This is a genomic window from Corallococcus carmarthensis (assembly GCF_003611695.1).
Taxonomy (GTDB): domain Bacteria; phylum Myxococcota; class Myxococcia; order Myxococcales; family Myxococcaceae; genus Corallococcus; species Corallococcus carmarthensis.
On the sequence record NZ_RAWE01000005.1, the window covers coordinates 106,730 to 131,406 of the forward strand.

Here is a 24,677-nt window from a genome sequence, read left to right on the forward strand (position 1 = left end):
ATGAAGACGAACGCCGCCCGGCTGCTGGACTCGCTCGGCATCGCGTACAGCCTGCGCGACTACGACGTGGATCCGGACGACCTGTCCGCGGAGACGGTGGCGGCCAAGGTGGGCATGCCCGCGGAGCAGGTCTTCAAGACGCTGGTGGCCAAGGGCGACCGCACCGGCGTGTTGATGGCGGTGGTGCCCGGCAACGCGGAGCTGGACCTGAAGGCCCTGGCGCGCCTCTCCGGCGACCGCAAGGTGGACACCGTCCCCCTCAAGGAGCTGCAGCCGCTCACCGGCTACATCCGGGGCGGCGTCACCGCGCTGGGGGGCAAGAAGGAGTACCCCGTCTTCGTGGACGAGACGCTGGAGCTGTTCGACGCGGTCGCCGTGTCGGCGGGGGTGCGCGGGACGCAGATCGTCCTCGCCCCGGCGGACTACCTCCGCGTGACGAAGGGAAAGCCGGGACCCATCTCGCGTCCGAAGGCGTAGACCCTTTTCGCGCGCCGAGCGTTCGAAGGGACATTCCCGGCCCTTGGGGCCGTTCCCGGGGTGTCCCGATGAATGCCGCCGTGTTGCAATTCCACCACCGCGAAGCCTTCGAACACACCGTCACGCGCGCGCTGGCGGCAGGCGCCGGGGCGGGGCTGGTGCAGTGGCTCACCCTGCGCGTGGGCATGCCCATGCCGCTGACGTGGCTGGTGCCCGCCGCGGTGGTGCTGGCGTGCGCACGCGGCGACCGGTGGGACCGGGGTCTGTTGAGTGGCCTGGGGCTGTTGCTCGTCGCCCTGCCCTATGGGCTGGGCCTGTCGCCCGCGTGGACGGTGGCCACGAGTGGCGCGGCCGCTGGCGCCCTGCTGGTGCGCTCGCGCCTCAACGACCTGGGCGAGGAGGGACAGGTCGCGGAGGCCCGCCCCACCCTCGTGCACTACGGCCTGGGCGCCGTGCTGGGCGCGGGGCTCACGCTGGCGGGCGGCGTGGTGGCGAACATCCTGTCGGTGCGGCTGGCGTCGGTGTCCACGCCCACGCTGCTGGCGGCGTCGGTGGTGGGCGGCATCGTGGGACTCTTCGTGGGGCTGGGCGCCATCGCCGCGCACCTGGGCCTGACGGCGGATCCGGTGGAGGCGCGCGCGGAGGAGCTGCTGCCCCAGCTGTCCGGTGACTTCCACACGCTGTCCGAACGCGCGCTGTCCCTCTACCGCCAATGCGGACAGTCGCTGGCGAAGCTGCCCCGGGAGCCCGCGCGTGAGGAGCTGGCCCGCACGCTGGCGCGCATCACGAAGGGCGCGGTGGAGCTGGCGTCCGAGTGGGCCGGCGTGGAGGCGCAGCTGGAGGAGCGCGCCGCCGCGGAGTTGCAGGCGGAGCGCGACAGCCTGGAGCGCAGCGCCCGCGCGAGCACCGACGTGGTGGCGCGCCGGCAGTTGGAGGCCGCGGCGGCGTCGCTGGCGGAAGAGGTGGAGCGGCTGGGGGACATGCGTCAGCGGCGCGAGCGCATCCTCGCGAGGCTGCGTGCGGAGGTGGCCCTGCTGGAGCGTGCGCGCGTGGCGCTGCTGTCGCTTCGCAGCGGTCAGGCCCAGTTGAAGGCGGCGGAGCTGGCCTCGATGGCCCGCCGGTTCCGCGCCCTCTCGACCGCCCAGGGAGAGGAAGGACAGGCGATGGACGCGGTCGCGGCCCAGGTCACGTTGACCCAGGTGGCGCCGGTGGAAATGGCCCCGATGGCGCCCGTGGATCCGGCTCCGATGTCGTCCGACGACGCCAAGGTGCCGGAAATCCAGCGGATTCGGGGGGAATAGGACCTGGGAAGGCTGTCGGAGCCCTCCCGCCCCGAGCCCGGGATTCCCGGCGGCAAGCGTCCGTTTTCGAGTTTGGACCTGCCGAGTGGTCGGGGGGGCCTGAAGCTTGCGCCAGAGCGCGGTACATTTCGGGAGTCATGAGCCTGCCCTCCCCCAGCAAGCCTGCACCGCCTCCTCCCTGGCTATGGAACGGAGACGAGCCGAGGGTCGCCACCGTCTTCCAGCCCATCGTCGATCTGCTCAGCGGCGAGGTGCTCGGCCACGAGGTGCTGTCGCGAGGCCTGGGCCCGGTGGAGTCCCCCAACGAGTTGTTCAACCGCGCGCGGGTGGAGGGCTTCACCTACGAGTTGGAGCGCGCATGCTGGACCGCGGCGGTGCGGAGAATCGCCACGCTGCCGGAGGCACAGCGGCGCGGGCCCTTCTTCTTCAACGTCAGTCCGGATGTGCTCAGCGACGAACGCTTTGGCGGCGCGTCCACGCTGGAGCTGCTGCGTCAGCACGGCCTGAGTCCCCAGCAGCTGGTGCTGGAGATCACCGAGCGCAGCACGTTCGAGGACACGGAGCAGCTGCGCATGCTCGCGCGGCGGTACGCGGAGCAGGGCTTCGGCATCGCGCTGGATGACTTCGGCGCGGGGCACTCGGGGTTGGTGACGCTGGTGCACAGCGCGCCGGACTTCATCAAGTTGGACCAGGCGCTGGTGCGGGACATCCACCTGCACACGTACCGGCAGCACCTGGTGAAGTCGCTGGTGGCGTTCGCGCAGCGCGTGGACGCGGTGCTCATCGCCGAGGGCGTGGAGACGTGGAACGAGCTGGCGGTCCTGCTGCGCCTGGGCATCCGGCACGCGCAGGGCTACCTGCTGGCGCGTCCCGTGAGTTCTCCGCAGCGGCCGGGCGCGGACTTCGCGGAGCGTTGCCGCGAGGCCATCCGCGCCCTGCATCACCGCGAGCACGAGGACGACGAGACGGTGGGCAGCATGATCATCCGTCCGCCGTGCGCGCCGGTGACGGCGCAGGCGGTGGAGCTGGACCGGCTCTTCCGCCGCACGCCGGGCGAGGACCACGTCGTGCTGCTGGACGCGGAGCAGCCGCAGGCGGTGGTGACGCGGCGGAGCTTCTACGCGCGCTTCGGGGGGGCCGCTGTCAGCACGGCGTCCGCGCTCCCGGAGGGGCCGCGTGAGGCGCTGATGGTGGTGGAGGACGCGACGGCCATCACGGCGCTGGCGCGCATGGCGATGCGCCGTCCGCCCGAGTCCGTCTACGACCCGGTGGTGGTCACGGACGCGAAGGGCCACTTCCTGGGCACGGTGACGATGAAGCAGCTCATCGCGCGTGCATCGGACCTGGAGCAGCACGCGGCGACGGGCGCGCATCCGCTCACGGACCTGCCCGGCAGCCGGATGATTGAACGGTGGATCCGCGCAGCGCTCCAGGGCAGCGCGTTCACGGTCATCTACGCGGACCTGGATCACTTCGAGGCGTACAACGACCGCTACGGGTTCCTCCAGGGCGACCGGGTGATCCGCTACACGGCGAGCGTGTTGTCGGAGTGCCTGCACCTGCTGCCGGAAGGCTCGAACCTGGGCCACGTGGGCGGGGATGACTTCGTGCTCGTGTGCCCGGACGCGGTGGCGCCGGAGGTGTTGCGCACGCTCTGCCAGCGCTTCGACGCGGAGAAGGTGCCGCTCTACGGTCCGGAGGACCTGCGGCGCGGAGGCTTCACCGCGACGGACGCGGCGGGCAACACGGTGCCGGTGACGCTGAGCCTCGCGGCGGTGGACCACCACGGGCTGTCCGCCCAGCCCCACCCCGCGGAGCTGTCCGCCGTCGCCGCGTCCCTGCGAAAGCGCGTGAAGGCCGTCTCCGCGCAGACGCACACCAGCACGTTCCTGTTCCAGCCGGGCGCGGTGAAGTAGCCGGGCCGCGCCTCATCCCGGGTGAGACGCAGCCGTCCGTCGGAAGAGGCGAGGCAGGCCGCTTCGCACGTGCCTCGCCCTACTCCCAGGCGAGGTGCAGTCGTCCGTCCGTATAGAGGCGGCCCGTAGCTTCCAGCTCGGTGGAGCCGTTCTCCACCGCCTTGTGCACGTTCGCGGGCGGAGCCAGCAGCGTGTCCCGCCCCAGCGCGAACGCCTGTTCTCGCACCAGCGCCTGGTAGGCCTTGTCCAACTGGAGCGCCCGCTCCCGCGAAGGCGTCACCAGCCATGCGAGGTCGCGGTCTCCTCCCGGCGCAGCACGCCGCACCGCGGGCAGGTCCAGCACTCCCTTCGGGAAGAAGCGCGTCAGCAGTTCTTCGTTCGCGCGGAACTCGTCACCGCCCTGCACACGCTCGAAGTACGTCGCGGTCTCCGGCGCGGCATGCCCTGCCTGTGGCACATCCGGAAGGCCGCGCAGGTCCTGGGGCCGCCAGCCGTCACGCCCTGGCACCTTCCGCGGGAACGCGAAGGTCTGGTCCACCGTCACGCCCAGGTTCGTGTGACAGCCCATGCAGTAGACGTGCTCTTCCAATGTCTGGAGGCGCAGCCGTCCCCTGGCGTCCTCGATGAAGCCCTGCAACCGCCAGCCAAACTCGTTGATCAACCCCAGCTCCGGTGTGCCTGGGAACGCGGGCAGCCGGCCGCGCACCTTCTTCTCCTGCTCCTCCGCGTAGAAGTTCCGCACCCGGTCGTCCGCCGGTTCCTCGTCCTTGCGCGAATAGCGCAGTTCCTTCATCCGCGTGGACAGCAGCACGGGCGCATCCGGATCCACGTAGCGCACGGTGTGCAGGAACTCGGTGCCCTTCGGATATGTGTACCGCCGCACCCGCACGTCCGTTGCGCTCCCCGCGTAGTGAGCTGGCAACCCGCGCACCCGCTCCACGCTCGGGGACAGGACCCCGTCACCGTCCAGGTCCACGCCGCCTACTCGCTCGTCCACCGGCTCCACGCGGCGGCTCGCGCGCTTCACGTCCAGGAGGCCCGGATCCACCGTCATCGCCGCTTCCAGCACCGCGAGGTTGAAGCGGTACACCTCACGCGACGGCTGTCCCTTCGCATCCTTCCGGAAGGACTCCGGCAGCCGGACGTAGACGTCGTCCGTGCTGCCGTTGGTGGGCCAGAACGTGCCCAGGAAGGGCTTGTAGCGCACGGCGCGCCAGCCACTGCCGTCCCGCGCGAAGCCTTCCGCGTCGAAGCCCCGCGTCAGGTCCAGGTCCGGAACCCAGCCCTTGTAGCCGCCCACTCGTTCCACGAGCGCGGCCCGCAGCGGCGTGTAGTTGTCCTCGCGGATGTACTCGAGCACCTCATCGTCGGCGATGGACGCCGCCGTGCGCGTCCGGTCCGTGAAGAGGTTCGTCCAGTGGTTCGTCAGGCCCACGTCGCTGAAGGCGTACTCCGCCTGGAGCGAGTCGTCCGCCATCACGTTGTTGCCAACGCCGCCCGTGTGACACGTCCAGCACGGGTTCGAGACCCCGGCCGTCTTCGTGTAGCACATGGACGGAACCGGGGCCTCGCGGTTGGCCACGCGGCTGCCCGCCGCCAGCGCCTGCGCGAGCGGATCAAACGGAGGCTCCGCCTCGGCGGGCGTGCGCAGACGCCACACGCCCGCCGCCGCGGCGAAGGCCCCCAACGTCAGGACGATGAAGACGGGGCCTCGCACCCCATCGAGCAGGGAAGAACGCATGTGCAAGGCTCCGTCGTCGCGGCGCATCGGAAGGGACTACGGCCAGACGCTGAAGCTGTCCTCGCCCGGGTGCTGGACGCTGACGAACAGGCTGGTCATGTCCGAGTTGAACGCGGGGCCCGTGGCCTCCGCGTCGCTCGGCATGGACAGCACGCGGAACGCCTTGCGGAAGTACGGGCTGGCGCGATGCGCGGGCGCCTGGTCCAGGTAGAAGACGCCGTCCGCGACCTTGTTGACCCCGAAGTTGCCGTCCGTGCCGAACCACACCCCGCCCTCGCGGTCGATGACCAGGTTGTCCGGCTTGGCCGCCGCGAACTCCGGCGCCGCGCTGGTGGCCGCCGCCTCGCCCTTCCACACGCGGAAGAAGTCGAACGTCCTCGAGCCCGCGGGCGCCGCTGGATCCGCTTCACGGATGGCGAAGATGGAGCCCACCTTGTCCACCGCGCGGTTGTCCTGCGCGCCGCGCTCCTTCTTCACCCATACGCCGTCCTGCAGCACGGCCGTGGCCACCCGCCCCTGTTGATCCAACGCCGTGGGGTCGCCGTGCTCGGTGAAGGCCACGTAGAGCAGCGGCGTGCCGCTGGGATCCTTCGGATTCCACTCGGTGTCCTCGGGGCGGTTGAGCTCCATCACGCCCACCTTGTTCGCCGCCGTCCACAGCAGCTTGCGCACCTGGTCGTCGTTGACGAAGCCGCCCATCGCGTTGTGGTTCGCGTCGCGCAGCGCCGCGCCCACCTGGAGCGTCGGCCGGCCGAACGCCTCTCCGTTCGGCGCCAGGTCCACGCTGTCCAGGCCCAGCTGGATCCACCGGCCGTGGCCCGGCGCCGCGTCCGTGGGCACCACCCCGCCCACCAGCGTGTCGCCCGTCGCGTTGTCCAGGCCCGCGAAGTGCGCCACGTAGAGCGTGCCCGCGTCCAGCAGCGCGCGCACCTGCGCCTGCGTCATCCCGGACGTGTACTTCCCCTGCGACACGAACTTGAAGATGCGTCCGCCGCGCCGGTCGTCACCGCCGTAGATGACGACGGGCTGGTTCGCGAGCAGCTTCCAGTCCGCGTCCACCACGAAGCTGGCGTTCTCCCAATGCGCGCGGCCCATCACGCCCAGCTTGCGGTGGCCCGCGCCCGGCTTCGTCGCGTCCTTGCCGTACCAGAGGTCCGCCGGCTGGCCCGGATCCACCTCCGTCAGGTAGCCGTAGCCGTCCTTCAGGTGCGTGGAGTTGCGGTCCCCGCTGACCATGTCCCCCTCCGCCGGGGCCGAGAAATCGGGCGCGAGCGGAGCACCGGGCGCGAAGCCGGGGGCCGCGGGGATCCAGTCGTTCTTCCCCGTCCACAGCGCGGCCTCGGGATCGCCGTAGACGCCCTGGACGTTCTCCTCGCCGACGATGATCGTGCCCCACGGCGTCTGACCGCCGGAGCAGTTGGAGTGCGTGCCGGGCACCACGCCCGCCGCCAGCGCCACGCCGGAGTCGTCATGATCCTCCGCGGAGAGCGTCACCCCCACCACCTTCGCCAGGGTGGCGCTGGAGGCGTCGTAGCGCACGTTGGCCGCGTTGCGATCCACGGCCCAGCCGCCCGTCGCGGGGTCCTGCACCACGCGCATCCAGGTGCCGCCCACCTGCTTCTTCCATTCGCGGTTGTAGGAGACGAGCGCGTCCGCCTGCCACGACGTGCCGTCCGCCACCGTGTTGGCGAGCGCGCCCGTGTTGCGCAGGAAGCGCGCGAAGTCCAGGTGCTGACCGATGGGCGCCGTGCCCACGCGCGGCTTCGTGCCGGAGACGTATTCGTGGTTGATCCACATCCAGCCGGCCGCGCCCTGCCCGTGGTACTGCGGCGCGCGTCCGTCCTGCGACCAGCCGTCCCCGAAGAAGGCGATGTAGTCCACGTTCGCGCCGAAGCGCGCCCCGCCCTTCGCGAAGGCCAGCGGATCCATCCACTTGATGACCGTGGTCGGATACAGCCCCGGCACTGAACGCACCGTGTCCGTGGACGCGGGCGACAGCGGGAACACCAGCGGCGAGGGCAGCCTCCCCGTGACGACCTGCTCCACGCGCGCCTTCACGTACTCCGCCACGTTGGTCGCGCCCGTGCCCAGGTCTCCCCGGAACGTCACGGCGATGACGGATGACAGCGGCGTGCCGGACTCCACGCCCGGGGCTCGCGCCGTGGCGCCCGGCCCGGGCTGTCCCTGCGTGCCGGGGCCCGGAGCGCCCGGGTCACCCGAGGGGCCCTGCACTCCGTCCTGCCCATCCTGGCCCTTGGCGCCATCCGCCCCCGCGGGGCCCTGCGCTCCCTCGCAGCCCACCCACGTCGCCGTGCCAAGCAGGAGCATCGCGCCGGTGGCGCGGCCCATCAGACGAGTAGCCATGCAGTGCATCCTCCAGAAGGTAGCGCGCGCAACCGCCCGGTGTCGGGGCTGCCACGCGCGGGGCGCATCCTGCGGAGGTGCCGTGGCGCGGCCTTGAGCAGCGCGTCACTTCTTCATCACGGGAGGGCCGGGCGCGCGACAACCGCGCGTCACCCCTGCCCTTTGCGTCACGGCGTGATGGGGATGGTGCTCACGCCCTCGAACTCCGCGGTGCCGCCCCGGACGATGCCGTTCTTCTGGCACCAGCCCCCCGGCACCTCCAGCACGAACTGGCTGGGAATGCCCACCGTGCGGTTCGTCAGCGTGCGCGGCTCCGCGTTCTCGATGATGCCCACGACGCGTCCCTCGGACGTGATGAACAGCATGTCCAACGGGATGAGCGTGTTGCGCATCCAGAAGCCGCGCACCTCCTCCTCCGGGAAGAGGAAGAGCATGCCCTGCCCCGAGGCCAGCGACTTGCGCCACATGAGCCCGCGCGTGCGCGACTCGCCCGTGGCGGCCACCTCCACCTCCAGGCGGTGCACCCCTCCGTAGGCATCCTTCAGCCGCACGTGCGCGCGCGGCAGGGTCGGCATCACGTAGTCCTCCGCCGCCACGTCCTTCGACTTCGGCCGCGCCGGAGCGGGCGCGGCGGGCTTCGGAGGCGCGGCGGGCGCTTCCTGACATGCGCCGCCCGCGAAGGCCAGCGCCGCCAGAACCAACGTGAGGCGAGTCTTCATGGGTGCTGGGGGTGCAGGGGCTTGTTGAGCAGCTTCTCGGTCAGCTCGGAGCCCAGGCTGTCGGACATGAGCCGCTCCACCAGCGTCTCGAAGTCCACGCGCTGCGACTCGCTGCTGTAGATGAAGCGGATGCCCATGCCGGGCTCCTCCGCGTCGGCCTTGGACCAGACGACTTCGCCCAGCAACTCGAAGGGTGCCTCCCGGTGCGGCACCGTCAACTTGAAGAGGAAGCGCGTGCCAATGGGCAGCGGCTTCTTCGTCTTGATGAACGTGCCGCCCTTGCTGATGTTCTTCGTGTAGTCGGCGAAGAACGAATTGAGCTTCTTGTAGTCGACCTTCAGCTCGATGGGCGCACGACCGTGGGTGCGCAGTTCGGATCCGCTCTTCTGTTCGGACATGCGGCCGGGGAGTATAGGGGACGCCATGCGGCAAGTCCTCCCCCGTGCCCGCGCACTGTTGAGCCGTCCGGCCGTCCTGGCCACCGTGCTGCTGCTTGGCGGTGGGGGGTCGGCCCTCGTCCTGCTCCCCCTCTTCGGGGTGCCCGGCTTCGAACTGGGCCTGGCCCTGTCCATCGCCGTCGGCCTGCTCGGGGGAGGGACGGGCATCGCCGCCGCCGCCCAGGAGCGCCGCATCCTCACCGGCGCGGCCCCCCGGCCCGCCGGAGTGGAAGCGTCCGCCCTGCCCGGAACGGCCGTGGGCCGCGCCCTGGGCGCCAGCGCCGTCCTGAACCTGGGGGTGCTGGTCCCCCCCTTCGTGTGCGCCCTGCTCTTCGCCCGGCTGCGCACCGCGTGCGACCCCTTTGAACTGGCGGGCTTCTACCCCCTGCTCACCGTGCCCTCCGCCCTCATCGCCTCGGCGGCGGGTGTGCTCCTGGGCTTCGCGACGGCCCGCCCCCGGGGCGCGGCGGGGTTGTACGCCCTGCTCATCCTCGGCTCACTGGCGGTGACGGTGTGGCCCATCGTCTTCGGGCCCCAGGTGTTCGCCTTCAACGTCTTCCTGGGCCACCTGCCCGGCCCCCTCTACGACGAGGCCCTCCAGATGACCGCCGCGCTCGGCTGGTTCCGCCTGGAGACGCTCCTGTGGGTGGGCGTCTTCGCGGGGCTCGCCATCGCGCTCCTGGACGTGCGCACCGGGCGACTGGCGCTGAAGGGGGCCCGCGTTGGCGGCCTCCTGGGCCTGGTCCTCCCCTGCGCCCTGGGCATCACCTACCTGGAGGCCCGCGCGCCACAGCTGGGCCTGCGGATGAGCGACGCGTACCTCGCGGAGCAGCTGGGCGGCGTGCGGGAGACGGAGCACTTCGTCCTGCACTACCCGCGCGGCAAGGCCCGCGAGGACGTGGACCGCATGGCCCGCGACCTGGAGTTCCGCTTCGCCCAGACGTCGCGCTTCCTGGGCGTGGCCCCCACGGAGCGCGTGCGGGTGTGGCTCTACCGCTCCGAGGACGAGAAGCAGAAGCTGGTGGGCGCCGGCCGCACCCAGTTCGCCAAGCCCTGGCGCACGGAATTGCACATCCAGGACAAGCCCTTCCCCCACTCCACGCTGCACCACGAGCTGGCGCACGTCATGGCGGGGCCCGCGGGCTCCGGCTTCTTCCGCGTCACCCTGCGGCTGGGCGTGTGGCCGTTGATGGGCGTGATTGAAGGGCTCGCGGTGGCCGCGGACGACCCCGTTCAGGGCGAGCTCACCCTGCACCAGTGGGCCGCGGGCATGCGCCGGCAGGGCCTGGCCCCGGACATGCGCGACCTCATGGGGCCCAAGGGCTTCTACCAGTCCGCCCCGGCGCGCGCGTACACCGTGGCGGGTTCGTTCCTGCGCTACCTGGCGGACACCTACGGCGCGGACCGGCTGCGCGCCGTCTATGCGCACGCGGACTTCAACGAGGCCTACGGCCGCCCCCTGGACGAGCTCGTCACGGAGTGGGAACGCACCCTGGACGCGCTGCCCCTGGACGCGTCCACGCTCGCGCGCGCCTTCGCCCGCTTCCGCACCGGCAGCCTCTTCTCCCGCGCCTGCGCCCGCGAGGTGGCCCGCCTGTCGGAATCCGCCCGCGACGCGCTGGCCAGCGACCCGCAGGACGCGCTCGATCGCTACCAGCGCGCCGCCGCGCTCCAGCCGGAGGAGCCGTCCTTCCAGCTGGGACAGGCCGCGGCCCTGGACGCCCTGGAGCGCGGCCCCGACGCGGCGAAGGTGCTGGCCGCGCTCGCGGATCAGGTGAAGGACCGGCCCGCGCTCGCCGCCGACGTGGCCGTGGCCCGCGCCGACGTGGCCCTGCACCTGGAGGACGTGGAGGGTTCGCGCGCGTTCCTCCAGGCCGCGCTCGCGCTGGACCCGGGGCCGGAGGTGACGCGCACCGCCCAGGTGAAGCTGGCCGCGCTGGAGACGCCGTCGCGCCGCGCGCCCATCGAGGCGTACTTCCGCGCACCGCAGGAGGAGCTGCGCCTGCTGCTGCTGGACCGCGCCCTCCTCGCCTCGCCGCAGGACCCGTGGCTGCGCTACCTGCTGGGGCGGCGGCTGCACCAGGTGGGGGCCCCGGCCCTGGCGGGTGAGCAGCTCCAGCGCGCCCTGTCGGACAACGCGCTCCCGGAGGCCATCCGCCGGGAGGCCACGCGGTTGAAGATTGAAGCCGCCTACCTGGCGGGCGACTGCGGCGCCGTGCGGCATGAAGTGGGGGCACTGCCGGACTACGGGGCCGCCTTCCGTGCGGCGGCCTCCGAGTGGCTGGCGCGATGTGACTTCGAGCAGACGACCTATCGCGGGCCCCTGGTGCCGCGTCAGGCTTTCCGCTAGACGCGGGCCCCTGCGGTACGACTCACGCATTGACGGAAAGGTGGATGGGGCATGCACTTCGAGAAGACTCAGTACATCCAGGGGACGGTGGACGAGGTGGAGCGCGCGCTGCTGGACGAGCGCTACTTCCCGTACCTCCTCCAGCACCACGGCGTGCTGCTGGAGCTGCAGCCCCTGGAGGTGCGCAACGACGGTGACCGCGTTCACCGCAAGGTGCGCTACCGCCCCAAGCCCGTCATCTCCTCCGTGGGCCCCAAGAAGGTGTCGCCGGAGTGGTTCGCCTTCATCGAGACGTCCACCTACGACAAGCGCACCAAGCAGCTCACGTTCACCAACACGCCCACGTCCCACACCATCTCCAAGATGCTGGTGAACACGGGCGTGCTGAAGCTGCGCGACCTGGGCAATGGCCAGACGGAGCGCAAGATGGACGGCGACCTGTCGCTCAAGGTGCCGTTCCTGCTCAAGCCCGTGGCGATGATCGCGGAGCCGCTCATCAAGACCGAGGGCCTGAAGATCCTCGACGGCGAGCTGCCCGTGCTCAACCGCTTCATCGCTGAAGTCATCCGCGCCAAATAGTCAAAACGCGGTGCGGGCGGCGGGGCCTGGGAATGGGTTGACACAAATGCGGTTGAACCCGTAAGGCCCCGCCATGCACAACCGCTTCCTCGCCCTCTGCGCCGTGTTCCTCCTGGCCGCATGCGCCCCGAAGCGCATCCCCGGCACGGAGCTGGAAGACACCGGCGAAACCCGCGACATCCTCGCTGTGATGGAGCGCTACCGCGCCGCCCTGGAGGCCCGCGACGCGAAGGCCATCCAGGCGCTGGTGTCCCCGAAGTTCCGCGACGACGGCGGCACCGAGGACACGGCGGACGACCTCACCGCCGCGAACCTGGGGCCCCACCTCCAGGCCCTCTTCCAGAAGCTGCAGAACCCCAAGGTGGACTTCAACGTCCGCCGCGTGGAGTTCCGCGAGGACGACGTCGCGCTCGCCATCTACTACTGGAACGCGTCCTGGCGCATGCCCGGCCTCAACGCCCGGCCCCAGCAGGACTCGGAGCTGGAGCAGATGGTGTTCCAGAAGGTCGACGGCGAGTGGAAGATCCTCTCCGGCATCTAGCCGCGAAGGCCGCTCGCGTCACACGCCCACGAGCGCCCGCAGCCCCACCGGGCCCATGCCGTTCAGGGCCCGCGCGCGGGACAGGTAGGTGCGGAAGTCCTTGGGCGCGAGCTTGTCCGCGCCCAGCGGGGACAGGTGGTAGTCGCGGATGCGGCTGGTGGTGAAGCGCACCGCGCCGTAGAGGGCGTGGCCGTACAGCGCCCGCTTCTCCACGTCCGACAGCGGCCGGGAGTCCTGGTAGCCGCGCAGCAGCGCCTGGCACAGCTCCGGCTGGTACGTCCCTTCGAAGCACCACGCGTTGAGGGTGATGGCCACGTCCAGCGTGTAGGCCTCCACGCACGCCATCTCGAAGTCGAAGAACGCCCCCACGCGGTCGCCCAGCCACTTCACGTTGTCCAGGAAGAGGTCCGCGTGGACGACGCCCCGGGGCTCCAGGCCCTGGCGCTCGCCTTCCGCGCGGGCGAGGAAGCCCTCCAGCTCCGCCGCCACGGCGACCAGCTCCGGCTCCGGCCGCTGGGACAGGCTGTTCAGCCAGCCCTTCACCACGCCGGGGCCATAGGGGTTCGCGCGCGTGCCTCCGAAGGACTGCGTCACCTGGTGCAGCTTGCCCAGCTCCGCGCCCAGCCGCTCGAGGATGTCCGGCGTGAGACGGCCGCGGGTGAACTCCTCCCCGGCCAGCCACTTGAAGACGCTGATCCGCCCGCCGTGCATCTCCAGGAACGGCGCGGGCCCCGGCGGCACGAGCAACACCGGCGCGGGGAAGTGCGCGCGGGACAGGTGCTCCAGCAGGGACGCCTCGAAGCGCAGGTCTTCCGATGAACGCACCGTCGTATGGCGCACGAAGACGCGGCCCGCGTCCGTCTCCAGCCGGTGGTTGGTGTTGATGGAGCCCTGCGGGATGGGCGTGATGGAGCGCACGGCCCCCAGGCCGTAGACATCCGCCACCTGGGTGAAGGCCTCGGGAGGAAGTGTCGTGTACACGGCCATGGCGTGCCTCCGGGGCGTGCCGCCCCCGCGTGCGTGCTGCCCCACCCGTTGACACCCCGGGGGGCCGGACCTATCTGTCCATGCCCGTCCTACTTCGCATAACTGTCTGAAAATCTTCAATCTTTGCGCGTGAGGCCACCCCCATGGAAACGTCGGGCCGCGGTGACTGGAAGCGTCGCGAGGGGCTGGGCAGCGCCCTTGCCCAGATTGGCGTCGTCGCCGTGCTGCTCGCGGCCGCCGTCGCGTGGTTCGTCCACCGCGGCCAGGTGCGCCAGGAGATGGACGCCCACCTGCGCACGGCGCGCTCCGCGGTGCTGAAGGGCAACCCCAGCGACCTGGCCATGGCGCAGCAGAACCTGGAGGCCCTCTTCGTGCTCGCGCCGGACTCGCGCGACGCGCGGGCGCTGGCCGCGGACCTCCAGACGGAGCTGTGGCTCACCCATCACAAACCCGGCGCGGACGCGAAGGCGCGCGAGGAACTGGAGCGCGCGGAGGCGCTGGGCTCGCGCTCCGGTGAGCGCTACGGCGCCCGGGCCCTGCAGCTCGTGGGCTCGGGCCAGACGGCGGAGGCGCAGAAGCTGCTGGAGGAGTTGAAGGCCCAGGGCGCCAACAGCCCCCGGCTGACGCTGGCGCAGGCCCGGCTGCTTCAGAAAGAGGGCCGGCTCTCCGAGGCCCGCCAGGCGTTCGCCCGCGCGGCGGACGGGGCCTGGAAGGATCCGCGCTTCTCCACGGCGTACGGCGAAGCGCTGCTCGACGAGGGGCTGTTTCCGCAGGCGGTGGAGGCCTTCGCGCGCGCCACCGCCGCGAACCCGGACCACCTGCTGGCGCGGGTGACGTCCGCCCTGGCGCAGCTGTACGCGGGGCGGCCCCCGGACGGCGTGACGGCGACGCTGGACGAGGTGCGCTCGCGCGGCAAGGACCTGACGCCGGCGATCCAGGCCCGCGTGGCGGTGGCCCAGGCGGAGGCCGCGCTGGCGAAGGGCGCTCCGGACGAAGCGCTCACGCACGTGGACGCGGCGCTCAAGGCCTGGCCGGACGAACACTACGCCCTCTTCACCCGGGGCCGTGCGCTCGCGGTGAAGCGCGCCCCGGAGGCCCGCCAGGCCTTCGAGGCGGCCGTGGCGAAGCGGCCCACCGCGCCGCTCTTGACGCTGGAGGGCGCGCGGCTGCTCCAGGCCCAGGGCGACGGCGCGGGCGCGCTGGCCATGCTGGACGCCTACGAGAAGACCTTCCGCGAGGTGAAGACGCAGACGGCGGACGGCAAGTCGGTGCCCGCGCTGGACCGGGACGACCGGTACTGGCTCACGCGCGGCGGCGTGATGGAGGCGGCCGGCCGTCAGGACGACGCGCTCGCTTCCTACGACAAGGCGCTCGCGGCGCGCGGCGTGGGGCTGGCGCGGGCGCAGTACGCCAAGGGCGCGCTGCTGCTCGCTCGCAAGGACTTCGACGGCGCGCGGACGCTGCTCTCCGCGGTGGCCCCGGAGACGGGCGCGGGCAGCATGCCGGAGGCGTACGCGGCGCTGGGCGAGCTGCTCTTCGCGCAGGGTGAGTTCGCCGCCGGATGCCAGCAGCACTACTTCGCGCTCGTGCGTGCCCGGGCGCAGGGCACGCCCGTGGACCAGTTGGCCACGCGCGCCAATGACATCAAGAAGCAACTGGAGACCAATGGCCAGCCCGCCATGGCCAAGGCCTGGCTCAACGAGGCGGGGCCGCTCTTCCAGCAGCCCTAGCAGGCTCCGGTAACGGCTAGAGCAGCTCCGACGGATCCAACCGGCGCTGCTTCGCCTTCACCACACGCCAGTCGCCATCGGACTCCTTTTCGAAGGTGCCCTCGATGGCGTAGGCGTTGAGGACGCTGTCCTTCGCCAGGTCCTCCAGCTTGTCCGCCTGCGAGCGGCCGAAGATGAAGCGCGCCTGGAAGTCGGCCTGCGTGGGCGACACCTCGTGCACGTCGATGTCGGTGGTGAAGATGCGGACCCACTGGCCCCGCAGCACCTGCGCGGCCAGGATGCGGTGCACGTCCTGCTTGCTCCAGCCGTCCGTCGTCTTGAAGCGCTCGGAGACGCCCTCCATCACCTCGCCGACGTCCTTCTCCTCCGCCGAGCGCGTCATCGCGATGATGCGCCGGGTGACGGCGTCCTTCACGCCCGGCTCCTCGCGCGGCCAGAGGAAGAGGACCAACGCCGCGGCGACCACCGCCGCCATGCCACTCAGCACCCGGGCTCGAGTCAGCACCATCTCAGGCGGCCCCGGTCTCCGGCTCCAGCATCATGTCGTCCGCGTCGATGATCTCCAGCGGACGCAGCGCTTCGCCAATCTGCTTCAGGCGCCGGTCGGACAGCTGCTCCAGGTACGTGCGGATGTTGGGGAAGGACCGCACCAGCTCCTGGAAGGCCTCGCGCTTCAGCCACCCCGCCGCCGTCTTGCGCGTCACCGACACCGTGGCCGTGGCCCTCAGGCCCGTGAGGAGTGAAATCTCCCCCGCCACGTCGCCCTCGCGCAGCACGCCCAGCGTCACCATGCCGCCCGCCGGGTCCTCCTTCTGCACCGTCATTTCGCCGGCCAGCACCAGGAAGAGGCCCTGGGAGTACTCGCCCTCCACCAGGACCTTCTCTCCGGGCTGGAGCGCGCGGAAGGTGAAGCGCTGGAAGAACGCGCCCCGCTCCGACTCCGGCAGCTGCTGGAACAGGGGCGAGTTCGCCATCAGGTTGCGCATCATGCGCTGCTGCGCGAAGTCCGCCAGCAGCTGCGGCACCGCCGGGTGGCTCTTGGCCACCGCGTTGAGGTGCTCGCGGCGGATTTCGAAAACCTCCGAGTCCGACACCGCCGTCACCGTCGCGGTGGGCGGCGCGCCCGTGAGCAGCGCCAGCTCTCCGAAGATGGAGCCGCCGCCCAGGAAGCCCAGGGTGCGGTCCTCGCCGTCCGTCCTGCGCGTCACCTCCGCCTTGCCGGCGACGATCACGTGCAGGTGATCATCCGGCTCGCCCTCGCGGCTGATGACCTCCTCCGGCTTGATGGTGCGCCACACCATGCGCCCCACCAGGTCCAGGAACGCGTCCCGGTCCAGGTCCGCGAACAGCGGCAGGGGCGGACGGCTCTGCGGATCCGCGTTGCCGCCGGTGTCCGGCGCGGCCAGCACTTCGATGGCGCGGTTGGACAGCTCCTCGCCCACCAGGCCCATCAGGTCCGTGTCCACCTTGCCGTCGTACAGGTGCTCCGGCGGCAGCGGCGGCGGCACGGCGGCGCGGCCCGGGGCGCTGCGCGCGGCGCGCGAGTGCACGCGGAAGAGCGTCTCCTTCAGGCGCCGCTCGTTCGGAGACAGCTCCAGGGCCAGCTTGCACGCGGCCATGGCGCTCAAGAGATAGTCGCGGCGCAGGAGCCCTTCCGCGCACGCGTGGTACGCGGTGACGGCGCGCTCGCGCTCGCCCAGCTCCGCCAGACACCGGGACGCCAGCATGCGCGAGCGGTGGTCCGCGGGCACGCGGCGAACGGCCTCCGCGAAGACGGCGAGGGCGCGCTCGAACTGGCGCTCCTCGAACAGGTCCATGCCCAGCTCACGCAACGACGACTCGTTCATCCGGTGTCTCCAGACCGCTCACGACGACAGGTGTGACAAGAATCCATGAGGAGGCCGCCCGCTCCCATTCCACGAGCGGCGGCCCCCGGCTTCGCGCTTCGAGCTACGAACCGCCGGCCTTCTGCAGCTCGCTCAGCGCCATCTCCGCCTTGCGCTTCACGTCCGCGCCCTCCGCGGACGCCTCGATGACGATCTTGAACTGCTCGGTCGCCAGGGCGGGGTCGCGGTCGCGCGAGATGTACGCCGACAGGTACAGCTCCTCCACCTTCTTCTGCAGCTCGTCCAGGCCGTCGCGGGCGCGCGAGTCACCCGGGTTGAGGCGCAGCGCCTCGCGGAAGCTGCGGCCCGCCAGCGGGAACTCCTTGCGCTTGAAGGCCGCCTGACCGGCCGCCACCGACGCGGAGGCCAGCTCGTTGTCGAGCGTGTCGCCCAGCGAGCCCGCGAAGCCGATCTGCCGGTACACGTCCGCCGCGCGGCGCAGCGGCTTCACGGACGCCTCCAGCGAGTTGTTCTCGTACTTCTTCTGGCCCTCCTCGAAGGCGGCGCGGAACTGGGGGATGAGCTTCTTCAGGTTGCGCGCGCGGGCCTGGATGTCCGCCTCCGCGCGGTACTTGTCCATCACCCGGTCCACCTCCAGCGTCGCGCGCTGGAAGTCCCCGCCGTTGAAGCGGCGCTCCACGTCCTGGAAGGCCTCCGCCACGAACTCCGCGCGGCGCTGCTTGGCGTTCTCCGCCGCCACCGCCTGCCGGACGCCGGCCTGCCGCGCGGCCTGCTGCGCCTCCTTGGCCAGCTGCGCCTCCAGGTCCTTGAGCTTCTCCTCGTAGAGGGAGCGCGTGCTCGGAGGCAGCTCCGCGATGAGGGTGCGCGCGTCGTCCGGACGGCGCTCCGTCAGCGCCGCCTCGACGAGGCTGAGCGTGTACGCCGCCTCCTTGGATTCGAGCTCCTCCTCCAGCTTCTTGCGCTCGTCGTCCGTGCGCGCCGTGCCCTGCGGCGTGGCGGTCAGCTTCGCGCGCGCGTCCGGGTAGCGGTTCTCCGCCATCAGCCCGCGGACCGCCGCGAAGGAGTCCACGATGTCCTGCAGCTGCTGCGCCGCCTTGGCCACGCCGTCCACGTCGATGCCCACGCGCAGCTTCTCCGCCTCCTGGGCGAAGCGCACCGCGTCCGGGTATTCGCCGTCACGCACTTTGTCGCGCGCGCGCTGCATCAGCTCCTGGGCGCGCGCCTGGTTGGGGTCCACCGGCGGCTTGGGCGGCGGCTTGTTCCCGCCGGACATGGCCAGGCCCGCGATCAGCATCAGCAGCACCAGGCCACCCACGGCCGCGCCCACCTTCATCTTGAAGGTCGGCTTGAAGCCCTCGCGCGCCGACGAGCGCACCGGACGGGGACGGGGCACGCCCGTCTTGCGCGCCTTCTCGTCGCGCATCAGGTCCGCGAGCTTGTAGTTCGCGTTGGTCTTCTCATCCAGGCGCGGGTCCTTCTTCTCCTCCTTCTTTTCTTCCTTCTTCTCATCCGCCTCGCCGGAATCGGCCTTGGCGCGCATCTCCTTGATGAGCTCGCCTTCGTCCACGAAGCGCAGGCGCGTCTTGCCCACGGAGATTTCATCCCCGTGCTTCAGGATGCACTCGTCGACCTTCTGGTCGTTCACCTGGGTGCCGGAGATGCCGCCCAGGTCGCGCATCACCACGCCACTCTCGCCGTACACCAGCTCCAGGTGGCGGCGGGACACGGTCTGGTCGCCCAGGGCGAAGTCGCAGTCCTTGCTGCGCCCCACCACCATGCGCACGCCCTTGAAGCGCTTCTTGCGCCCCTTGTCCGGGCCGTCCAGCACCAGCATCAGCACCGGCGGGCCGGCGCGCGTCGTCTCGGAGTTGTCCTCCTCCTCGGCGGGCTCCTCCGCCTCCGGACGCACGTCGTCGATGGAGGCCACCCGCGTCTCGCCGGTGCGCGAGCGCACGGGCTCCGCGTCGCCATACAGCTCCGGGTCTCCCCCGTCCTGGCTGTCCTCGCCCGACTCGGGCGCGGACCAGTCCTCGTCCGGCACGGCGGAGACGCGGCGCGAGCCGCCCCCTCCGGGAGCTTTGGGTCGGCGATCCGCCGTCGCGCCCCCGGCCGAACGGCCGGTGCCTGAACGCGATGACGGTGATGGACGGCGAGGAGGCATGGGTGGGTCCAGGTTGAAGCGGCCAACATCTTAGAGCGCCCACCGCACGGTGGGAATGCGCTCCGACCGTTCCTTTCAGGGAAGACGGGCTCATTCCGGTTCGTTGGCCCGCACGCCATCCCGTCTCCGATGTAGGTTTCCTCCATTTCCGCTTCCTCCAGAGCCACGAGCCCCTCCATGCCCCGAGTCCTCGCGTCCTCCCGGCGCGCCCGTCCCGCCCAGCTCGCCCCTCCTGCGGCACGGCAGGCGGCCGCCTCCCCGCTCCTGCCCCCGGGTCTGTTGGAACGTCTGCTGGCGGAAGCCATGGGCCGGGGCGCGGACTTCGCGGAGGTGTACGTGGAGCGCACGTCCACCACCGCCGTGGTGCTGGAGGAGCAGCGCATCCGCAGCGCGCAGGTGGGCCTGGTGCAGGGCGTGGGCGTGCGGGTCATCGCCGGGGCCAAGGTGGGCTACGCCTACTCCGACGACTGGGAGGACGCCGCGCTCGTCCGCGCCGCGCGCACCGCGGCCATGATTGCGCAGGGCGGAGGCTCAGAGCGCGCCTACCCCGTCAAGCGCGTGCCGGTGCCCAGCCACTACCGCGTGGCCCAGCCGCTGGAGGACGTGGCGGTGGCGCGCAAGACGGCGCTCCTCACCCGCGCGGACAAGGCCGCCCGCGCCTTCGACTCGCGCATCCAGCAGGTGAACGCGTCCTACGTGGATCAGACGCGGCGCATCGCGGTGGCCAACACCACCGGCCGCTTCAGCGAGGACACGCAGGACCAGTCCCGCCTGAGCGTGCACGTGGTGGCGCTGGGGAAGAGCGGCGAGCGGCGCACCGGCATGTACGGCAGCGGGGGCCGGGTGTCCTTCAGCTACTGGGACGGCGTGACGCCGGAGTCCGTGGCGGAGGAGGCCGCGCGCCAGGCCGTCGCCACGCTGGGCGCGGTGGACTGCGTGGCGGGGCCGCAGACGGTGGTGCTGGCGCCGGGCTGGAGCGGCATCCTGCTGCACGAGGCGGTGGGCCACGGGCTGGAGGCGGACTTCATCCGCAAGGGCACGTCGCTGTTCGCGGGCAAGCTGGGGGAGAAGGTGGCCTCCGACCTGGTGACGGTCATCGACGACGGCACGGTGTCCAGCGCGCGCGGCTCCATCAACATCGACGACGAAGGCGTGCCGGGCGAGCGCAAGGTCCTCATCGAGAACGGCGTCCTCAAGGGCTACCTCTATGATCAGCTCAACGCGAAGCTGATGAACCAGCGCTCCACGGGCAGCGGCCGGCGCGACTCGTTCAAGAGCCTGCCCCTGCCGCGCATGACGAACACCTTCCTGGCGCCCGGAGACCACGCGCCGGAGGACATCCTCAAGGAGGTGAAGCGCGGGCTGTACTGCGCCACCTTCGGCGGAGGACAGGTGGACATCAGCAACGGCAACTTCGTCTTCGAGGTCAGCGAGGCCTACCAGATTGAAGACGGCAAGCTGGGCCGCCCGGTGAAGAACGCCATCCTCATTGGCGTGGGGCCGGAGGCGCTGAAGAACATCAGCCGCGTGGGCTGCGACCCGATGCCGGACCCCGGCATGGGCATCTGCGTGAAGGACGGGCAGATGCTGCCCGTGGGGGTGGGCCTGCCCACCGTGCGCATCGACAACGTCACCGTGGGCGGAACGAAGGTCGGCTGAGGACACCCGTGAACTACGAACAGCTCGCGAAGAAGATCGTCCAGCGCGCCGTGAAGAAGGGCGCGAAGCAGGCGGAGGCGTACCTGGAGGTGGGCCGCCAGAGCAGCGTGCGCGTCCGCGAAGGGCAGATTGAGGACCTCACGGAGGCCACCAGCAAGGGCGTGGGCGTGCGGGTCATCGTGAAGGACCGGCTGGGCTTCGCGTACACGTCCGACTTCACGACCGCGGGCCTGGAGCGCGTGGTGGACCTGGCCGTGCAGCTGGCGGAGGCCGCCGCGCCCAGCAAGCTGAACGGCCTGCCCACGGCGAAGGACCTGGGCAAGCGCGGCGACACCGGACTCCTCTTCGACCCCAAGGTCGCGAACCTGCCCGGGGACTGGAAGATCAACGCCGCGCTGGAAGCGGAGCGCGCGGGCCGGGCCCAGGACACGCGCGTGGCCACGTTCGACTCCGTGTCCGCGGGCGACTTCGTGGCGGAGGTGTACCTGGCGTCCAGTGAGGGCGCGACGGGTGGCTACTCCGGCACGTACGTGTACCTGGTCGCGGTGCCGGTGGCGTCGCAGGACGGGCAGCTCCAGACGGGGTACTGGCTGGACTACAAGCGCTTCCTGGACGACCTGGAGTCGCCGGAGTCCATCGGCCGAGAGGCCACCAAGCGCGCCGTGCGCATGCTGGGCGCGAAGCCGGTGAAGACGCAGCAGGTGCCGGTGGTGTTCGACCCGCTGGTGGCCGCGAGCTTCGTGGGCAACCTGTCCCAGGCCGCCAACGGCAACGCCGTCTACCAGCAGTCCAGCGTGCTCGCGCCCCACGTGGGCAAGCGGCTCGCGGGCAAGCATGTCTCGCTGGTGGATGACGGCCTGCTGCCCCGGGGCCTGGCCACCGCGCCCTTCGACGGTGAGGGCGTTCCCACCCGCCGCACGCCCATCCTGGATCAGGGCGTGCTGTCCGGCTTCCTCTACGACGCCTTCACCGCGCGCAAGGCGAAGGCGCGCACCACGGGCAACGCGTCGCGCGGCTACAGCGCGCTGCCGGGCATCGGCACCACCAACCTCTACCTGGAGAAGGGCACGAAGACGCCGGAGGAGCTCATCCGGGAGGTGCCCCAGGGCCTCTACGTCACCGCCCTCCTGGGCCACGGCGCGGATCCGGTGTCCGGGGACATGTCCTGCGGGGCCAACGGCCTTTGGATTGAAAACGGTGAGCTGACGCACCCGGTGCAGGAAGTCACCGTCGCGGGCCACCTCCTCCAGATGCTGAAGGATGTGGACGCGGTGGGCAGCGACCTCCAGTTCCGCGGCGGCAGCGTGGGCGCGCCCACTGTCCGCTTCCGGCAGCTCACCGTGTCGGGCGTGTAGCAGGCGCCACGCGGTCGCCTACGCTGGCGGGCCTCCTTCCTTTACGGCACGAGGTCCGTCCGCATGGCCGCGAAGTCCGCCCGCAAGTCCGCCCCCGCGAAGTCGAAATCGGCCACGCCGCGCAAGCCGCGCCGCAAGAAGGCCGAACCGAAGTCGCGGGGCCTCACCGCCGGCGAAGTGGCGAGCGAGGCCGTGGCCTTCCCGGACGCCCTGCTCCAGGCGGTGCGCGAGGACGGCGGCGAGGTGCTCTCCGTCTACCGCGACCCGCTGGGCGGCCACCCCGTCGTCTTCGCGGTGCTCCCCATCGACAAGGTGGAGCCCACGCCCTACCAGCGCGACCTGTCCGAGCCCCACGTCAAGCGGCTCGCCACCGCGATGGAGCGGTTGGACCGGTTCCTCGACCCCGTCATCGCCGTGCGCGTGGAGGGCCGCTACTGGACGCCCAACGGCAACCACCGCCTCAACGCCAGCCGCATGCTGGGCGCGAAGTCCATCGTCGCGCTGCTGCTGCCGGACGAGGACGTGGCCTACCAAATCCTCGCCCTCAACACGGAGAAGGCCCACAACCTGAAGGAGCGCTCGCTGGAGGTCATCCGCATGGCGAGGGGCCTGCTGGGCGCGAACCGCCCGGGCAAGGAGTCCGCCTTCGCCCACCTCTTCGAGGAGCCGTCCTTCCTCACCCTGGGCGCCGCCTACGAGAAGCGCCCCCGCTTCTCCGCGGGCGCCTACCACCCCTTCGTCAAGGTGGTGGACGGCTTCCAGGACGTGCCGCTGCCCCAGGCCCTGGCCGTGCGCGACGCCCAGGCGGACCAGCTCCTGGAGCTGGATGACGCGGTGGTCGCCATCGTCGCCGCCCTCAAGGAGCGCGGCCTCCAGAGCCCCTACCTCAAGAACTTCGTCGTCGCCCGGCTCAACTTCCTGCGCTTCCGCAAGGACGGCCCGCCCCCTACCTTCGACGCCACCGTGGGCCGCATGCTGTCCAGCGCCCGGCGCTTCAACGTGGACAAGGTGCGCCGCGAGGACATTGGCCGCATGGGCGGCGGCCCCATGGAACCGGACGAGGAGCAGGCCTGAAGGGAATGGGGATTGCAGGGCTGTGTTGAGAGAGGCCCCGTACTCCCATGACATCTCCCACGGTCCTGGTCGTCGACGACGACCGCGCCAACCTTGATTCCGTCGCCCGCATCTTCCAGCGGGAAGGCTTCGCCACGTTGTCCGCCGCGCAGGGCACGGAGGCGCTGGAGATGCTCCGGCGCCCCGAGGTCAGCGTCATGGTCACCGACCTGATGATGCCCGGCATGGACGGTCAGGAGCTGCTCAAGGCCAGCCGCGCCATCCGCCCGGACGTGGAGGTGGTGCTGATGACCGCCTACGGCACGGTGGAGACGGCCGTGGCCGCCATGAAGGACGGCGCCTACGACTTCATCACCAAGCCCCTCAAGCGCCACGCCCTGGTGAAGGCCGTGCAGAAGGCGCTGGAGAAGCAAGCGCTCGTCCAGGAGAACACCTCCCTCAAGGCGAAGCTCGCGGAGATCAACCCCGCCGGCGGCCGCGCCATGGTGGGCCAGTCCCCCGCCTTCCGCGCCATGCTGGACACCATCCGCCAGGCGGCGCCCTCCACCGCCACGGTGCTCTTGCTGGGCGAATCCGGCACCGGCAAGGAGCTGGCCGCCCGCGCGCTGCATGAGCACTCCGCGCGAGCGAAGCAGGCCTTCATCGCCGTCAACTGCGGCGCCATCCCGGAGAGCATCCTGGAGGCGGAGCTCTTCGGCGTGGAGCGCGGCGCGTACACCGGCGCCGTCACCCGGCGCGAGGGCCGCTTCGAGCGCGCCCACGGCGGCACCCTCTTCCTGGACGAGGTGGGCGAGATGCCCCTCTCCGCGCAGGTGAAGCTCTTGCGCGTACTCCAGGAGGGAGAGCTGGAGCGGCTGGGCGGCACGCAGACGGTGAAGGTGGACGTGCGGCTCGTCGCCGCCACCAACAAGGACCTGCAGAAGGAGGTCGCCGAAGGGCGCTTCCGCGAGGACCTCTACTACCGCCTGCACGTGGTGGAGATCCGCGTGCCCGCGCTCGCGTCGCGCCGCGAGGACATCCCGCTCCTGGCGGAGGCGTTCCTGCGCCGCTTCTCCGCGAAGAACGGCAAGGTGCTGCGCGGCTTCTCTCCGGACGCCCTCAACGTGCTGGAGAACTACGCGTGGCCCGGCAACGTGCGCGAACTGGAGCACGCCGTGGAGCGCGCCGTGGTGCTGGCCCGCACGGACGTGCTGGAGGCCAGCGACCTGCCGGAGTCCGTGCGCAAGGGCCCGCTGGGCTCCGCCGGGCAGCTGGTCATCCCCATCGGGACGCCCATGGAGGAGATTGAAAGGCGCGTCATCCACGAGACCCTGCGCCACACCCGGGGGGACAAGACGCTCGCCGCCCGCCTGCTGGGCATCGCCGCGCGCACCATCTACCGCAAGCTGGAACGGGAGCAGGGAGGCCCGGACGCGGCACCTGCCCCCCCGGGTGTGGCG

General features: G+C 71.2%; 19 protein-coding genes. 11 read left to right on the forward strand and 8 right to left on the reverse strand.

Annotated elements, in window-relative coordinates; translation table 11 throughout:
• The 3 genes from ybaK (at nt 1) to D7X32_RS02705 (ending at nt 3,694) form a co-directional block, all read left to right on the forward strand.
• Entirely contained in the window at nt 1-477 is a 477-nt protein-coding gene (gene ybaK, locus D7X32_RS02695; RefSeq protein WP_120600934.1) for a Cys-tRNA(Pro) deacylase, read from the forward strand.
• Between the two features lie 80 nt (nt 478-557).
• Entirely contained in the window at nt 558-1,778 is a 1,221-nt protein-coding gene (locus D7X32_RS02700; protein ID WP_244238814.1) for a hypothetical protein, read from the forward strand.
• A 137-nt stretch (nt 1,779-1,915) separates the two neighbouring features.
• The gene (locus D7X32_RS02705; RefSeq protein ID WP_158625596.1) at nt 1,916-3,694 is read left to right on the forward strand and encodes a bifunctional diguanylate cyclase/phosphodiesterase; all 1,779 of its coding nucleotides are present in this window, start codon (nt 1,916-1,918) and stop codon (nt 3,692-3,694) included.
• Between the two features lie 79 nt (nt 3,695-3,773).
• Here D7X32_RS02705 and D7X32_RS02710 read toward each other — a convergent pair whose 3' ends face one another.
• From D7X32_RS02710 to D7X32_RS02725, 4 genes are all read right to left on the reverse strand, one after another.
• Nucleotides 3,774-5,435, reverse strand: a complete 1,662-nt coding sequence (locus tag D7X32_RS02710; protein WP_120600935.1) for an Aq_1262 family (lipo)protein — start codon at nt 5,433-5,435, stop codon at nt 3,774-3,776.
• A 36-nt stretch (nt 5,436-5,471) separates the two neighbouring features.
• Nucleotides 5,472-7,799: an alkaline phosphatase PhoX gene (locus D7X32_RS02715; protein ID WP_147449993.1), complete on the reverse strand. Its 2,328-nt coding sequence runs from the start codon at nt 7,797-7,799 to the stop codon at nt 5,472-5,474.
• Nucleotides 7,800-7,966: 167 nt separating this feature from the next.
• Nucleotides 7,967-8,518, reverse strand: a complete 552-nt coding sequence (locus D7X32_RS02720; protein ID WP_171447914.1) for a DUF192 domain-containing protein — start codon at nt 8,516-8,518, stop codon at nt 7,967-7,969.
• Nucleotides 8,515-8,916, reverse strand: coding sequence for a TIGR02266 family protein (locus D7X32_RS02725; RefSeq protein WP_043321926.1), 402 nt, complete (start codon nt 8,914-8,916; stop codon nt 8,515-8,517). Before D7X32_RS02725 ends, D7X32_RS02720 begins: the two co-directional genes overlap by 4 nt.
• Before the next feature lie 25 nt (nt 8,917-8,941).
• Here D7X32_RS02725 and D7X32_RS02730 point away from each other — a divergent pair, with 25 nt between their 5' ends.
• The 3 genes from D7X32_RS02730 (at nt 8,942) to D7X32_RS02740 (ending at nt 12,425) form a co-directional block, all read left to right on the forward strand.
• Nucleotides 8,942-11,305, forward strand: a complete 2,364-nt coding sequence (locus D7X32_RS02730; RefSeq protein WP_208752289.1) for a gluzincin family metallopeptidase — start codon at nt 8,942-8,944, stop codon at nt 11,303-11,305.
• Nucleotides 11,306-11,356: 51 nt separating this feature from the next.
• Nucleotides 11,357-11,884 carry a hypothetical protein gene (locus D7X32_RS02735; RefSeq protein ID WP_120600916.1) on the forward strand — a complete coding sequence of 176 codons (528 nt, stop codon included), beginning with the start codon at nt 11,357-11,359 and terminating at the stop codon, nt 11,882-11,884.
• Nucleotides 11,885-11,957: 73 nt separating this feature from the next.
• Entirely contained in the window at nt 11,958-12,425 is a 468-nt protein-coding gene (locus D7X32_RS02740) for a nuclear transport factor 2 family protein (protein WP_120600917.1), read from the forward strand.
• 18 nt (nt 12,426-12,443) lie between these two features.
• Here D7X32_RS02740 and D7X32_RS02745 read toward each other — a convergent pair whose 3' ends face one another.
• Nucleotides 12,444-13,412, reverse strand: a complete 969-nt coding sequence (locus D7X32_RS02745) for a homoserine kinase (RefSeq protein ID WP_120600918.1) — start codon at nt 13,410-13,412, stop codon at nt 12,444-12,446.
• Between the two features lie 143 nt (nt 13,413-13,555).
• Between D7X32_RS02745 and D7X32_RS02750 the strand changes: the two genes are divergently transcribed.
• A complete protein-coding gene (locus tag D7X32_RS02750; protein ID WP_120600919.1) occupies nt 13,556-15,142 on the forward strand; it encodes a tetratricopeptide repeat protein in 1,587 nt (528 codons plus the stop codon).
• Nucleotides 15,143-15,158: 16 nt separating this feature from the next.
• On the opposite strand, the gene D7X32_RS02755 is transcribed toward D7X32_RS02750, so the two are convergent.
• The 3 genes from D7X32_RS02755 to D7X32_RS47425 form a co-directional block, all read right to left on the reverse strand.
• Complete coding sequence (locus tag D7X32_RS02755; protein ID WP_120600920.1) at nt 15,159-15,650, reverse strand: hypothetical protein; 492 nt, start codon at nt 15,648-15,650, stop codon at nt 15,159-15,161.
• A 1-nt stretch (nt 15,651) separates the two neighbouring features.
• Nucleotides 15,652-16,989, reverse strand: coding sequence for a cyclic nucleotide-binding domain-containing protein (locus D7X32_RS02760; protein WP_120600921.1), 1,338 nt, complete (start codon nt 16,987-16,989; stop codon nt 15,652-15,654).
• Nucleotides 16,990-17,092: 103 nt separating this feature from the next.
• Nucleotides 17,093-19,030 carry an FHA domain-containing protein gene (locus tag D7X32_RS47425; RefSeq protein ID WP_279635552.1) on the reverse strand — a complete coding sequence of 646 codons (1,938 nt, stop codon included), beginning with the start codon at nt 19,028-19,030 and terminating at the stop codon, nt 17,093-17,095.
• Between the two features lie 297 nt (nt 19,031-19,327).
• Here D7X32_RS47425 and D7X32_RS02770 point away from each other — a divergent pair, with 297 nt between their 5' ends.
• From D7X32_RS02770 to D7X32_RS02785, 4 genes are all read left to right on the forward strand, one after another.
• Nucleotides 19,328-20,809 (forward strand): TldD/PmbA family protein, encoded by a 1,482-nt coding sequence (locus D7X32_RS02770; RefSeq protein ID WP_120600923.1) that lies wholly within the window; start codon nt 19,328-19,330, stop codon nt 20,807-20,809.
• Nucleotides 20,810-20,817: 8 nt separating this feature from the next.
• A complete protein-coding gene (locus D7X32_RS02775) occupies nt 20,818-22,164 on the forward strand; it encodes a TldD/PmbA family protein (RefSeq protein ID WP_120600924.1) in 1,347 nt (448 codons plus the stop codon).
• 63 nt (nt 22,165-22,227) lie between these two features.
• Entirely contained in the window at nt 22,228-23,238 is a 1,011-nt protein-coding gene (locus tag D7X32_RS02780; protein WP_120600925.1) for a ParB/RepB/Spo0J family partition protein, read from the forward strand.
• Between the two features lie 47 nt (nt 23,239-23,285).
• On the forward strand, nt 23,286-24,677 hold a 1,392-nt coding region (locus D7X32_RS02785), incomplete at its 3' end, for a sigma-54-dependent transcriptional regulator (RefSeq protein ID WP_147449994.1).